The sequence below is a fragment of the Amycolatopsis sp. NBC_01286 genome, from assembly GCF_035982555.1.
Lineage (GTDB): Bacteria > Actinomycetota > Actinomycetes > Mycobacteriales > Pseudonocardiaceae > Amycolatopsis.
Genome location: NZ_CP108428.1, coordinates 10,042,445 through 10,055,583, shown reverse-complemented (window position 1 = coordinate 10,055,583; position 13,139 = coordinate 10,042,445). Strand labels below are relative to the sequence as shown.

General features: G+C 72.9%; 14 protein-coding genes. 6 read left to right on the top strand and 8 right to left on the bottom strand.

What is annotated here, in order from left to right:
• The first annotated feature begins 30 nt into the window (after window positions 1–30).
• Window positions 31–1,056, top strand: a complete 1,026-nt coding sequence (ligD, locus tag OG570_RS45295) for a non-homologous end-joining DNA ligase (RefSeq protein ID WP_326954775.1) — start codon at window positions 31–33, stop codon at window positions 1,054–1,056.
• A gap of 1 nt (window position 1,057) precedes the next feature.
• On the opposite strand, the gene OG570_RS45290 is transcribed toward ligD, so the two are convergent.
• The gene (locus OG570_RS45290) at window positions 1,058–1,630 is read right to left on the bottom strand and encodes a hypothetical protein (RefSeq protein ID WP_326954774.1); all 573 of its coding nucleotides are present in this window, start codon (window positions 1,628–1,630) and stop codon (window positions 1,058–1,060) included.
• A gap of 271 nt (window positions 1,631–1,901) precedes the next feature.
• Between OG570_RS45290 and OG570_RS45285 the strand changes: the two genes are divergently transcribed.
• Both OG570_RS45285 and OG570_RS45280 read left to right on the top strand, forming a co-directional pair.
• Window positions 1,902–2,294, top strand: a complete 393-nt coding sequence (locus OG570_RS45285) for a DUF6221 family protein (protein ID WP_247049063.1) — start codon at window positions 1,902–1,904, stop codon at window positions 2,292–2,294.
• A 36-nt stretch (window positions 2,295–2,330) separates the two neighbouring features.
• Window positions 2,331–3,323, top strand: coding sequence for an LLM class flavin-dependent oxidoreductase (locus tag OG570_RS45280; RefSeq protein ID WP_326954773.1), 993 nt, complete (start codon window positions 2,331–2,333; stop codon window positions 3,321–3,323).
• 116 nt (window positions 3,324–3,439) lie between these two features.
• Here the strand turns inward: OG570_RS45280 and OG570_RS45275 are convergent, their stop codons facing one another.
• Both OG570_RS45275 and OG570_RS45270 read right to left on the bottom strand, forming a co-directional pair.
• Entirely contained in the window at window positions 3,440–4,093 is a 654-nt protein-coding gene (locus OG570_RS45275; RefSeq protein WP_326954772.1) for a maleylpyruvate isomerase N-terminal domain-containing protein, read from the bottom strand.
• A gap of 18 nt (window positions 4,094–4,111) precedes the next feature.
• The gene (locus tag OG570_RS45270; RefSeq protein ID WP_326954771.1) at window positions 4,112–5,674 is read right to left on the bottom strand and encodes a PucR family transcriptional regulator; all 1,563 of its coding nucleotides are present in this window, start codon (window positions 5,672–5,674) and stop codon (window positions 4,112–4,114) included.
• 125 nt (window positions 5,675–5,799) lie between these two features.
• Between OG570_RS45270 and pruA the strand changes: the two genes are divergently transcribed.
• Together pruA and OG570_RS45260 are read left to right on the top strand one after the other, a co-directional pair.
• On the top strand, window positions 5,800–7,428 hold the full coding sequence (pruA, locus tag OG570_RS45265) for an L-glutamate gamma-semialdehyde dehydrogenase (RefSeq protein WP_326947748.1): 1,629 nt from the start codon (window positions 5,800–5,802) through the stop codon (window positions 7,426–7,428).
• Window positions 7,429–7,440: 12 nt separating this feature from the next.
• Window positions 7,441–8,370: a proline dehydrogenase family protein gene (locus OG570_RS45260; protein ID WP_326954770.1), complete on the top strand. Its 930-nt coding sequence runs from the start codon at window positions 7,441–7,443 to the stop codon at window positions 8,368–8,370.
• Window positions 8,371–8,435: 65 nt separating this feature from the next.
• On the opposite strand, the gene OG570_RS45255 is transcribed toward OG570_RS45260, so the two are convergent.
• On the bottom strand, window positions 8,436–8,810 hold the full coding sequence (locus OG570_RS45255) for a thioredoxin family protein (RefSeq protein ID WP_247049069.1): 375 nt from the start codon (window positions 8,808–8,810) through the stop codon (window positions 8,436–8,438).
• A gap of 89 nt (window positions 8,811–8,899) precedes the next feature.
• Between OG570_RS45255 and OG570_RS45250 the strand changes: the two genes are divergently transcribed.
• Entirely contained in the window at window positions 8,900–9,142 is a 243-nt protein-coding gene (locus OG570_RS45250) for a DUF2630 family protein (protein ID WP_247049070.1), read from the top strand.
• A gap of 143 nt (window positions 9,143–9,285) precedes the next feature.
• Here the strand turns inward: OG570_RS45250 and OG570_RS45245 are convergent, their stop codons facing one another.
• The 4 genes from OG570_RS45245 to OG570_RS45230 form a co-directional block, all read right to left on the bottom strand.
• Window positions 9,286–10,830, bottom strand: a complete 1,545-nt coding sequence (locus OG570_RS45245) for an alpha/beta hydrolase (RefSeq protein WP_371827491.1) — start codon at window positions 10,828–10,830, stop codon at window positions 9,286–9,288.
• Window positions 10,831–10,899: 69 nt separating this feature from the next.
• Entirely contained in the window at window positions 10,900–11,979 is a 1,080-nt protein-coding gene (locus tag OG570_RS45240) for an ATP-dependent DNA ligase (RefSeq protein ID WP_326954769.1), read from the bottom strand.
• A gap of 26 nt (window positions 11,980–12,005) precedes the next feature.
• On the bottom strand, window positions 12,006–12,605 hold the full coding sequence (locus tag OG570_RS45235; protein WP_326954768.1) for an alkaline shock response membrane anchor protein AmaP: 600 nt from the start codon (window positions 12,603–12,605) through the stop codon (window positions 12,006–12,008).
• Entirely contained in the window at window positions 12,602–13,138 is a 537-nt protein-coding gene (locus tag OG570_RS45230) for a DUF6286 domain-containing protein (RefSeq protein WP_326954767.1), read from the bottom strand. Before OG570_RS45230 ends, OG570_RS45235 begins: the two co-directional genes overlap by 4 nt.
• Window position 13,139 lies beyond the last annotated feature (1 nt).

Below are 13,139 nucleotides of genomic sequence, written 5' to 3'. Positions count from 1 at the left end.
GGGCGGCGCGATCACCGCTAGCGTGGCCGCATGCCCAAGCACGGTGACCCGGTGACCTACGAGGTGGGCGGGCGCAGCGTCCGCGTCTCCAGCCCGGACAAGGTGTACTTCCCGCAGCGCGGCATCACCAAGCGGCAGGTCGTCGAGTACTACCTGGCGGTCGGCGAGCCGCTGCTGCGCGCGATCGGCGAGCGGCCCACGACGCTGAAGCGCTACGTCGACGGCGTCGAGGGCGACTGGTTCTACGCCAAGCGCCTGCCGAAGGGCGCGCCGGACTGGGTGGAGACCGCCGAGATCACGTTCCCCTCGGGCCGCAAGGCCGCCGAGGTGTGCCCGACCGAGCCGGCCGTGTTCGCGTGGGCGGCCAACCTCGGCACGTTCGACTTCCACCCGTGGCCGGTGCGGCGCCCGGACGTCGATCACCCGGACGAGCTGCGGATCGACGTCGACCCGCCGGACCGCGCCGGGTTCGCCGACGCCGTCGAGGTCGCGCAGGTCGTCCGCGAGGTGCTGGAGGCCGCCGGGCTGACGGGCTACCCGAAGACGTCCGGCGGCCGCGGCGTGCACGTGCTGGTCCGGATCCGCCCGGAGTGGGACTTCGTCCAGGTGCGCCACGCGGTGATCGCGCTGGGCCGCGAGGTCGAGCGCCGCATCCCGGACAAGGCGACGATCGCCTGGTGGAAGGAGGAACGCGGCGGCCGCGTCTTCCTCGACTACAACCAGGCGGCCCGCGACCGCACGGTCGCGTCGAGCTGGTCGGTCCGCGGCACCCCACGAGCGACGGTCTCCACCCCGCTGACGTGGGACATGCTGCCCGAGGTCGACGCGGACGACTTCGACGTCCTCACGGTCCCGGACTTCCTGGCCGAGCACGGCGACCTGCACGCACACCTGGACGACAAGGCGTACGGCCTAGAGACGGCCCTGGAGTGGTACGAGCGCGACCTGCGCGACCACGGGCTCGGGGATCTGCCGTATCCGCCGGACTATCCGAAGATGCCGGGGGAGCCGAAGCGGGTCCAGCCGAGCAAGGCCCGCCCGGAGCCGGAGGCCTGACTCAGGGTTTCCGGCAGCTGACACCGGTCACGGTCGCCTTGGGCGCGACCTTGGTGCTCTTGGTGGACATGACGGTGCGGTCGACGCGGTAGGAGGAACCGCCCTGGGAGTAGGCGGTCTCGATCAGCTCGCCGGAGTCGTCCCCCGAGATGCTGTAGGTGATGTCGCAGTCCCAGAGCAGGGTGCTCGCGCCGAGCATGCTGAGCTTCGGTTCGACGACGACGTTGCAGCCCGCGGAGCCGAAGCACTGCTTGGACACGACGCTGAGGGCGACGGAGTAGTCCTTCGCCGCCGGCTCCGGCAGCAGGGGCTCGGTGCTGGTCGGCGCGACCAGCTCGGGGATGGACGGGCTGGTGGTCGCGGGAGCGACGGCATCGCGCGGGCGCACCTGGCCGTCGGCCGACACCCACGTCCCGCCGGGGCCCACGCACGGGGCCTGCTGCGCCTTGTCCAGGCACGGGCCGGAGGCGGCCTTGCCGACCACGACCACCACGGCGATACCGGCCACCAGCAGCGGCAGGGCGACCAGCGCGGCGACGGCCCACGGCCACTTCTTGCGCGGCGGCTTCGGCACTCGCGGCGTCCCGCGCGGGTTGTAACCATCGCCACAGGGGTGCCGGGCGCCACTCGCGCTCGGCGAAAGTGGTCAAAACCTTTATCGGTTTCCCGCCCGAAAAGAACGCGGAGTGATCACCCAAGCGCGCGGTGTCGCCTATAGGGTCACAAATGTTGCACGGCCGAGTTCGGCGTCACGATCATGGACTCGAACGGCGTAACGTGCGGTCCCGAATCGACGACTCCCCGGGACAATGCCGGGGGCGGGCTCGACCAGAGGGAGGCCCTTCGTGGACGACCTGATCGCATTCCTCGCCGCGCGCGTGGGCGCGCGGCAGGCGTTGATCATGCAGGCCGTCAACAAGGCCAAGGGCGGCGACACGATGAACCGCGGCGAGACGAAGGTCGCCGTGGAGCAGCGGATCCGCGGGCTGACCGACCTGGACCTCGACGCCGTCAACCAGATGATCAACGAGATCGAGGCGACCCGGCGGATCCTGCTCGCCCACCGCACGACGGTGTCCGAGAAGGTCCCCGGCTTTCCGCTCTACGGCAGCGAATACTGGTGTGAGACCTGCCACGTGCCCGCCGACGAGGCCGGCTCGAACTGGTGCCTCACGCTGCGCCTGCTGGCGCTGCCCTACGCCGACCACGCGGACTACAGCGAGCGCTGGCGCCCCTGACGGGAATCCCGTCGCGCGCCGGGCGTTGCACCCGGTGTGAAGCTTTCCGTGCTCGACCGTTCGCCCGTGCGGCGCGGCAGCACCCCGGCGCGGGCGCTGCGGGACACCGTCGCCTTCGCCGCCGGCGTCGAACGGCTGGGCTACCACCGCTTCTGGGTGTCCGAGCACCACAGCGTGCCCGGGGTCGCCGGGTCCGCGCCGACCGTGCTGGCCGCGGCCGTCGCCGGGGCGACGTCGCGGATCCGCGTCGGCACCGGCGGCGTGATGCTGCCGAACCACCGCCCGCTGGTCGTCGCCGAGCAGTTCGGCGTCCTCGAAGCGCTGCACCCGGGCCGGATCGACATGGGGCTGGGCCGTTCGGTCGGGTTCACCGGCGGGGTCCGCGAGGCGCTCGGCCACGGCAAGGACGCCGCCGACGACTTCGGCGCGCAGGTGCGGGAGCTGCTCGGGTTCTTCACCGGCGGCCACGGCTATCCCGGCGTGCACGCCTACCCGGCCGAGGGTGCCCGCGTCGCGCCGTTCCTGCTGGCCACCGGCTCCGGTGCGGACCTCGCCGCCGAGCTGGGACTGCCGCTGGTGATCGCGCCGGTCCGCGGCGAACAGGCCCTGAAAGAAGCCGTCACGCGTTATCGCGACGGGTTCCGGCCGTCGGCGTGGGCGGAGGAGCCGTACGTCGTGGTCTCGACGGCCATCGCCGTCGCGGAGACGGCGGCCGACGCCCGGCGCCTGCTCGTCTCGGAGGCCTGGGCGACGGTCTATTCGCGCTCCCACGGCGTCTTCCCGCCGCTGTCCCCGCCCGCGGAGGTCCTGGCCCTGCCGATGACCGACCGCGAACGCCGCCGCCTGGAGGAGACCCTGGACGGCCAGATCTCCGGCACCCCGGCCGAAGCCGCCGACTGGCTGGGCGCACTGGTCGAGACCACCGCGGCCGACGAAGTCCTCTCGACGACGGCGGCCTACGACCAAACGGCGCGTCTCGATTCTTTCGCCGCCTTGGCTGAGTTGGCCGATCTTCGCGTTCCCGCCTGAATTCCGTGAGCCGTCGACCAATTCGAGCGATATCGCGTCGGTGAATGAAATTCCGAGTATCGGACTATCGTGTCGTCAATTATCCGTGACGGTTCGGCGACGTCGTTCTCGCGCGATCACCCGAGGACCAACGGCAGCCGGGCGGCGAGGGTGCCCAGCGCGGCCGTCTCCGCTTCCGTCGGGGCGCGGCGGCCCGTGACCACCCGCAGCGCGTCCGTGTCGTCCAGCCGGTCGCTGATCGTCGTGCCGGCGAACTTCTCCAGCACCTGCCGGGTGTACGCCAACCCCTCTGCGGGCGGCCCGGCCACCTCCGGCAGGTGCGCGACCAGGTCCAGGTGGTGCAGCGTCCACTCCACGACGTACACGCCGAGGTAGTCGGCGATCGTGATGACCCGGTCGGTCGTCCCCACCCGCCGCGCTGGGTCCGCCGCGGCCGCCGCTCGGCCGGCGGCGCCCGCCAGGTCGTCGAAGTGGTGGCGGAGGCCGTCGGCGTCGCGGTAGGCCGCCGCGCCGCGGCGGACGAACGCCGCTTCCGCGTCGACGCCCGTCGGCAGGTCCGCGGGCTGCCAGTACGTCACCGCGTCCATGTCCGGTTCCGCGTCGGTCGGCGTCACCAAGGTGATCAGCACGTCCTGCGCGTCGATGACCAGGTGGAACACCAGGTCCTGCACCAGCCAGCCGGTGCAGCCCGACGGCTGGGCCCACTGGCCGCCTTCGAGACCGGCTACCGCCGCGCGCAACGCCGTCCACGACCGCGAGAAGAGATCCACGTCGGCCAAGGTAGCGATTCAGAGCCGCAGCTGCAGCTGGGTGAGGATCCGCTGCGCGGGGTCGCCGAAGTCCACACCGGACACTTCGGCGGCGCGCCGGACGCGGTAGCGGACGGTGTTGGGGTGGACGTTCAGCGCCGCGGCGGCGGCGCGGACGTCGCCGAACGCGTCGAGCCAGCTCAGCACGGCGGGGACGAGGATGCCGCCGTGCTCGGCGTCGTGCGCCACCAGCGTCGTCAGCCGCGGGTCGCGGATCCGCGGCTGGTCGCCGAGGTGGGCCAGCACCTCCGACAGCAGCACCTCGGCGCGGACGTCGGCCAGCGACGCGACGTCGGACGGCCAGTGCCCGCGCGCCATCGTGGCCAGGACGCGGTCGGCGTCCCCGCGCGAGGCGACGGCGTCGGACAGCCGCGGCACGACGCCGCCGAGCGCCGCCCGGACCGGGACGTCCAGGTGCCGGCGGGCCGCGCCGGCGATCTCGCGGGCCAGCGCCAGGACCGCGGCGTCCGAGTGCTCGGGCAGGTCCGGCAGCAGCGCGTAGACACGGCCGCCGATCACGCTCACCAGCGCGCTGCGCCGGTACGCGGCGGTGTGCACGGCGATCAGGTGCACCAGCTCGGCGCGCCGCAGCTGCCGGTTGTCCGATCGCTCCAGGGCGAACGCGAGCACCTGCGCCGGCCGCGACGGGTCGGCGCCGATGTCGTCGGCGACGGATTCGGCGTCCAGCCTGCCTTCCAGCAGGCTCGCCAGGAGGTCCTCGCGCAGCCGCAGCTCGGGGCTGGGCAGCGTGCGGGCGCGGATCAGCTGCGGGGCGAGCGCGCGGCTCGCGCCGAGCAGCGCCAGCTCGGCCTGCTCGGTGAGCGGCTGGGCGCCTTCCTGGACCCAGATCGTGCCGAGCGGCTGCGTGCCGGCGTGGATGCCCGCGGCGATCCGCCGCCGGATGCCGAGCTCCGGGCGCTCGTCGATCCGCACGATCCCCTCGCCGGCGCGAAGCCGCTGGTAAACGCCCCATTCGCGGAGCAGCGCGAGGTAGCGTTCCGGGCCTTCGCGGCCGAGGATCGACAGCCGTCGCAGCTCGTCGACCTCGTCGCCGGCGCGGGAGTAGGCGAGCACGCGGCTGGCCGTGTCCTCGATGCTGACGAGCCCGCCGGTGAGGGTCGCAATCGTCTGCGCCAGGGCGAACAGGTCGCCGAGCACCTCGCCGCTCGCCGCTTCGCCGCCCGCGCGGGCGGCCTCGACGACACCACGGGCGAGTGACTCCACTTGCTCCCAGCGGGCTTCGGCGCCGACGGTGAGGAGGGCGACGCCGGCGTCCGCGGCCACCTCGGCACCGCCGGTGCCCTTGACCGCGACGGCCGCCGCACCGCCGCGGCCGGCCGCGCGGATCGCGGGTGCCGCGGCCCGCCCGCGCGCGCCGATGACCAGCACCAGGTCGCCGGGGCTCGCTTCCAAGGGGTCTTCGGGGTCGAGGATGACGACGTCCGAGACCGGCACGCCGAGGCCGTGCGGCGCCACGATGACCTCGACCAGCGGTTCGCCGAGGGTGGCGAGCACATGCCGCAGCGACGTCCCGGCCGTCACCTGCGGGTCAGCCGATCGGACAAGCTCATGTCGGTGATTTTAGCCGTTCGGACAAACCCAGAACACGTGTCCGGGGTTACCGTTCGGGGCATCAGGACTTGGAAGAGCGCTGCAGAGGAGCCGCCGTGGACGCCGTGACCCAGACCCCCGCCCCGAAGAACGAGACGGTGCTGACCTACGCGCCGGGTAGCGCGGAGCGCGCGGAACTCGAGGGCGCGCTCAAGCGGCTGGGCCAGGCGGAACCCGTCGACCTCACGGTCACCGTCGGGGGCGAGCAGCGTCCCGGCGGCGGCGAGAAGATCGACGTCGTGCAGCCGCACAACCACCGCCACGTGCTGGGCACCATCCACAGCGCCACGCAGCAGGACACCACGGACGCCATCACCGCGGCCGCGACGGTCGCGCCGGAGTGGCGCGCGCTGTCCTACGACGACCGCGCCGCCATCCTGCTGCGCGCGGCCGACCTGCTGACCGGCCCGTGGCGCGCCACGATCAACGCCGCCACCATGCTCGGCCAGTCCAAGACCGCGACCCAGGCCGAGATCGACTCCGCCTGCGAGCTCGCCGACTTCTGGCGCTTCAACGTCGAGTTCGGCCGCCGCGTGCTCACCGAGCAGCCGATCAGCTCGCCGGGTGTGTGGAACCGGCTGGAGCACCGGCCGCTCGAAGGCTTCGTCTACGCGATCACGCCGTTCAACTTCACCGCGATCGCCGGCAACCTGCCGACCGCGCCCGCGCTGATGGGCAACACCGTGCTGTGGAAGCCGTCGCCGACGCAGTCGTTCGCCGCGCACCTGACCATGCGGCTGCTCGAAGAGGCCGGTCTGCCCGCGGGCGTCATCAACCTGCTGCCGGGTGACGGCCAGGCCGTCTCCGAGGTCGCCCTGACCCACCGCGACCTGGCCGGCGTCCACTTCACCGGCTCGACCGCGACGTTCCAGCACCTCTGGGGCACGATCGGCGCGAACATCGCCGGGTACCGCTCCTACCCGCGGCTGGTCGGCGAGACCGGCGGCAAGGACTTCATCGTCGCGCACCCGTCGGCCGACGTCGACGTCCTGCGCACCGCGATGGTCCGCGGCGCTTTCGAGTACCAGGGCCAGAAGTGCTCCGCGGCGTCGCGGGCCTACATCCCGCGCAGCGTCTGGAACCGGGTGAAGGACGGTCTCGTTGCGGAGACCGAAGCCCTGTCCTACGGCGACGTCACCGACCTGTCGCACTTCGGCGGCGCGGTGATCGACCGGCGCGCGTTCGACAAGCACGCTTCGCTGTTCGACCGCGTCAAGGGTGACGCCTCGGTGGAGATCCTCACCGGCGGCACGGCCGACGACACCGACGGTTTCTTCGTCCAGCCGACGATCCTCGTCTCGGACAACCCGAAGCACGAGATCTTCTCGACCGAGTACTTCGGCCCGATCCTCTCGGTGCACGTCTACGAAGACGGCGACTTCGACGCCGTGCTCAAGCTCGTCGACGAGACGGCGTCCTACGCGCTGACCGGCGCGATCATCGCGAACGACCGCACGGCCGTGGCGAAGGCGTCCGAGGCGCTGCGGTTCGCCGCCGGCAACTTCTACGTCAACGACAAGCCGACCGGCGCGGTCGTCGGCCAGCAGCCGTTCGGCGGCGCGCGGGCCTCGGGCACCAACGACAAGGCCGGCTCGATCTTCAACCTGCAGCGCTGGACGAGCCCGCGGTCCATCAAGGAAACCTTCGTCCCGCCGACCAGCGTCCGCTACCCCCACCAGGGCTGAGGAGGTCCCGTCATGTTGCGTGCCCCGTTGCTCGCCGCCGCCCGCTCGAAGGGCATCCGGCGGCTCGTCGAAGCGGTGCCCGCCACGCGATCCGTGGTGCGCCGGTTCGTGGCCGGGTCCGAGACCGCCGACGCCGTCCGCGTGGCCAGGGAACTGGCCGCGGATGGCCGGCGGATCACCCTCGACCACCTGGGTGAGGACACCACCGACGCCGCGCAGGCGGCGGCGACGGTCGCGGCCTACGAAGCCGTCCTGTCGGCCCTGGCCTCGGAAGGGCTCGCTGCCGGCGCGGACGTCTCGGTGAAGCTGTCGGCGGTGGGCCAGTTCCTGCCGTCGAACGGCGAGGACGTCGCGCTGGAGAACGCCCGGAAGATCTGCGCGGCGGCGGACGCGGTCGGCGCGACCGTGACGCTCGACATGGAGGACCACACCACCACGGACTCGACGCTCGGCATCCTGCGGGAGCTGCGCGGCGAGTACCCGTGGGTCGGCGCGGTGCTCCAGGCGTACCTGCGGCGCACCGAGCAGGACTGCCGCGAGCTGTCCGGCCCGGGCTCACGGGTGCGGCTGTGCAAAGGCGCCTACGCGGAGCCGGAGTCGGCCGCGTTCCAGGACAAGGGCGACGTCGACAAGTCGTACGTGCGCTGCCTGCGCGTCCTGATGGCCGGACAGGGCTACCCGATGGTGGCCTCGCACGACCCGCGGATGATCGAGATCGCCGCGGCGCTGGCGATCGAGAACACCCGGTCGTCCGACGACCACGAGTTCCAGATGCTCTACGGCATCCGCCCGGAGGAGCAGGCGCGGATCGCGGCGTCGGGCTCGCGGATGCGCGTCTACGTGCCCTACGGCGACGAGTGGTACGGCTACTTCATGCGCCGTCTCGCGGAGCGCCCGGCCAACCTCGGGTTCTTCCTGCGCGGGCTGGCCACCCGGTCCTGAAACGCCGTGAAGGCCTCCTTACCGGCTCTTACGGCCGGTAAGGAGGCCTTCACGGCTTTCGGGCGTTACGCCTGCTCGGCCGTCTCGGCTTCGGCGGCCTTGCGCTTGACCTCGGCCATGTCGATGTCGCGCGCCTGCTTGATCAGCTCTTCCAGGGCGGGCTCGGGGAGCGCGCCGGGCTGGGCGTAGATCAGGGTCTTGTCGCGGATGATCGCGAGCGTCGGGATCGACCGGACGTCGAAGGCGGCCGCGAGCTGCTGCTGCGCCTCCGTGTCGACGCTCGCGAACACGATGTCCTCGTGCTTCTCCGACGCCTTCTCGTACACCGGCGCGAACTGACGGCACGGGCCGCACCAGCTCGCCCAGAAGTCGATGAGGACGAACTCGTGGTCATTGAGGGTCTGGTCGAAGTTCTCGGCGGTCAGCTCAACGGTGCTCATGACCTGGTCAACGACGTGGGCGCGGCGGGAATTCCCGGGCGCGCGGTAGCGTCTGCACGAGCGAAACCCGCGTGACCCGAGGAGGAGACATGGCCGACAGCGAGATCCTGGGCCGGATCGACGAACTGATCGCGGAGGAGCACGAGCTCCGGTCGCGCTCGGTGGGCGTGGGCCTGGCCGGCACCGACAAGGACCGGCTCACCTCGGTCGAGCAGCAGCTCGACCAGTGCTGGGACCTGCTCCGGCAGCGCCGCGCGAAAACCGAGTTCCACGAGAACCCGGAAGACGCCCAGGCCCGCCCGGTCTCCGAGGTCGAGTCCTACCGCCAGTAGACGGCGTGATGGAGGGGTCGACACGCGTGATCAGAGGGTCGACACGCGTGATTGAAGGGTCGACACGATGCGCGACGCCGTGTCGACCCTTCAATCACGAGTGATGACTGCTCAATCACGCGTGCTGACCCGCTGATCACGGGTCAGGCGGGGCAGAGGGTGCCGTCGGCGGGGATCTTGCCGTCGATGAGGAAGCCGCGGGCCGCGTCCGTGACGCAGGGGGACGCGCCCAGCGCGCCGTGGCCCGCGCCCTGCCAGGTCAGCGTCACCGCGGACGGCATCTGGTCGGCCGCGCGGGTGGTGCCCACCTGCGGGGTGACCGGGTCGGCCGCGGTGGCCGTGACCAGGATCGGCGGTGCGCCCGGGGCGCCCGCCGGGGGAAGCGGCTCGGTCCGCACCGGCCACGGGCCGCACCACGCCAGCTCCTGGGCGACGACCGCGCCGAACTGCGGGTACTTGGCGCGCATCCCGCCGACGACCTGGTCGAGCTGGTCGGCCGACAGGCGCGTCTGGCTGTCGTTGCAGTGCGTCGCGATGGTGGAGTCGAGCCGCGACGGCTGGGCCCGCGAGTCGTGCAGCGCCGGCGCGGCGAACGCGGCCAGCGGCGCGATGGTCCCGCCCTTGGCCGCCGTGATCGCGTCGGCCAGCTCGGGCCAGCGCGAGCGCTGCGTCAGTCCGGAGTAGACGGCGAACATCGCGACGCCCGGGCCGAACGCACTCCCGTCGTCGTTCGACGGCGGCGAAGCGCGCAGCTGGTCGGTCAGGGTGGCGAGGGCGGCCTTCGGGTCGCCGAGCGAGCACCCGCGCGCCGCGCAGTCGGCCGCGAAAGCGTCCAAAGTGGACTGGGCGCCGGCTGCGACGGCGTCGAGCACCGCGGCCGAGTCCGGGCCCGGGTCGGGCACGCCGTCGAGCACCATCCGGCCGACCTGGCCGGGGAAGCGCACGGCGTACTCCGCAAGCACCTTCGAGCCGTCGCCGCGGCCGAGCGCGTCGAGCCGCTCCATGCCCAGCTGCTTGCGCAGCTCGTCGAGGTCGCCCGCGGCGCGCCAGCTGTCCAGCGCGGTCTGCGTGTCGTCCAGCTCGATGGCGCACTGCTGACCGGCCTTGCGCGCGGCGTCCAGGACATCGGCGAGGCCGCCCTGCGCCGGGTCGGCGTCGATCAGGTCGTGCCGGATCTCGGCCGGCACGCACTGCACGGCGCCCGACATCCCGGTGCCGCGCCGGTCCAGGCCGATCAGCGAGAACTTCTCCAGGAACGCCGGCGGCAGCGTGGTGGCGAGGCGGGCGGCGTAGATCGTGCCCGGTTCGCCGCCGACGTCGTTGACGACGACGAGCGGCACCGGCCCGGCGCCGACCTTGAGCGCCAGCAGCCGCATGACCGAGCGGCGCGGCTCGCCCGGCGCGTCGACCGGGGTCGACACGCGGGCGCAGGTGAAGTGCAGGCTGTCCGGGACCGGCGGGGTGCCGATCCGCTGGCGGGTGTCGTCGTCGCAGTCGGACCACTTCAACGTCGACGACTGCGGCTCGCCCAGCGGCGGCAGCGGGACCGGCGGCGTCGCGCTGGGCGCCGCCGACTTCGCCGGGCCGTCGTTCTCGACCAGCGCGGGGCGCACCGACGGCCCCGCGGCGCAGCCCGCGGCGGAGGCCAGGGCGAGCAGCGCGACCAGCAGACGGGAACGGCGGCGCACGGGCGAAGTCCTCACGTAGATCAAGGCCGGAACACCCGTGAGCTTTCCACGTCCGGTGTGGGACGCGGGTTAGCGGGTGCGCACCACCTGGCCGCGGAACACGGCGTCGAGGTCGTAGCGGGCCGGCTCGTCGAGCTGGCCGTAGTCGCACGACGCGGGCTCGCGGTCCGGGCGCCACCGCACGAACCGCGCGTTGTGCCGGAACCGCGACGGCATGCCGCCCTCGGTGTTCTCGTAGGCCACCTCGACGACGCGCTCGGGCCGCAGCGGCACCCATTCGTGCTCGGTGGCGCGCCAGCGGGTGATCCCGCCGGGGATCCGCTGCGCCTCGCCGGTGGCCTTGCCGCCCCACGGGTGGTCCTCGCCGTCGGTGATCAGCGGCGCCAGCTCCTCGGCCAGCTCGCGACGGCGGTCCTTCGGGAACGACCCGATCGTGCCGACGTGGTGCAGCACGCCCGCGTCGTCGTGCAGGCCGAGCAGGAACGAGCCGACGAGGTCGCCCGGGCCGCCGTCGACGTGCCAGCGCAGCCCGGCCAGCACGCAGTCGGCGGTGCGCAGGTGCTTGTACTTGAGCAGCACCCGCTTGCCGGGGGCGTACGGCTCGTCGAGCGGCTTGCCGATGACGCCGTCGAGGCCGGCGCCCTCGAACAGCTCGAACCAGTGCCGCGCCGTGTCCGGGTCGGTGGTCGCCGGGGTGAGCGAGATGCGGCCGTCGGCCAGCTTCTCGAGCCGTTCGCGGCGGGCCGACGTCGGTTCGTCGAGGAAGGACTCGTCGCCGAGGGCGAGCAGGTCGAACGCGACGAACTCGGCGGGCTGCTCGTCCGCCAGCAGCGTGATGCGGCTTTCGGCGGGGTGGATCCGCTGGGTGAGCGCGTCGAAGTCGAGCCGCCCGTCCCGCGCGACGACGAGCTCGCCGTCCAGCACGACCTTCGGCGGCAGGATCTCGAGCAGCCGCGCGACCGCCTCCGGGAAGTACCGGTTGAGCGGCTTCTCGGCGCGGGACTGGAGGTACAGCTCGTCACCGTCGCGGAACACGATGCAGCGGAAGCCGTCCCACTTGGGCTCGAACAGCAGCCCGCCGGAGTCCGGGATGGCCTTGGCGGGCTTGGCGAGCATCGGCTTCAGCGGCGGCTGCAGCGGTAGGGGCATGACGGCATTCTGCGGAACAACGCCGCTCAGCGCACGCGTTCGGCCCGGCCCGTGTCGAGCTCGAGGCGCACGGCCGTCGGCAGGACGTCGAGGCCGAGGGACTCGCGCGCCCTGGTCAGCACGCGCAGGTCGAGGTCCTCCCAGACGCGCTTGAGGTCGGTGCCCTCGTGCAGGTACAGGGTGATGCGCAACGCGGGAGAAGTCCGCGAGCCGACCGCGCGGACCCGGGCGCGGCTGACGCCGTCGAGCTGCTCCGCGTCGGCTTGGACCGCGTCGGAGATCGCGCCCGCCGTGACGACCAGCTCGGCGCCTTCGGTGTCGTCGAGGGCCAGGTCGGGCCGCGGTTCCGGGCGCAGCGACCGCACCGCCCAGCGCAGGCCCAGCACGAACAGGAGCAGGCCGAGCACGATCGCGGCGATGCGAGCGGGCGTGGCGTGCCCGCCCAGCCAGTCGACGGCCATCGGGTCGAGCAGCGGGCGCCGGCCGCGGAACTCGCCGAGCCAGCCCGCGCCGACGACCAGCGCGAGCGCGCCGCCGAGCAGGGCCAGCAGCCCGACGAGGAACGTCAGCACGCGTTCGCCCGCGTACGACCGGGAAAGCGCCTTCGTGGCGGCTGACTTGCTCATCGGCGGTCCTTCGGCGAGTCGACGACGACGCTGACCTTCGGCCGCCGGGCCAGCGGGACGTCGTCGAGCAGCGTGGCCACGGTCTCCAGCAGGCGCGGCCGTAGCTCGCCCTCGGTTTCGAGCCGGCTGGTCGCGCGGACCCGGACCCGGCGGGCGCTGGCGGTGACCGTCGCGCCCGCGACGTTGTCCTGCGCTCGCACCACGAGCCCGACGAGCCGGGCCAGCGACCGCGGGGACGTCGAGACGCTGACCTCGTCGGCCGGGTCGGTCAGCCGGACCGCGCGGTTGCCGGCGGCCAGCGCGCACAGCAGCAGCACCAGGCCGGCGACGGCGAGCACGACGGCGCCGACGCGGACGGTGTAGGCGTCCCAGCCCAGGGCCGCGAGCCCGGCCTGCCAGCGCGGCCACGGCACCAGCAGCGGCCCGGACCCCGGGCGCCACCAGTGCCAGCCGACCTCGAGCGCGAGCAGGATCCCGGCGCCGGCGAAGGCCAGGCCGAGCAGGGTGGACAGGAGCCGGACGAACAGGCGCACG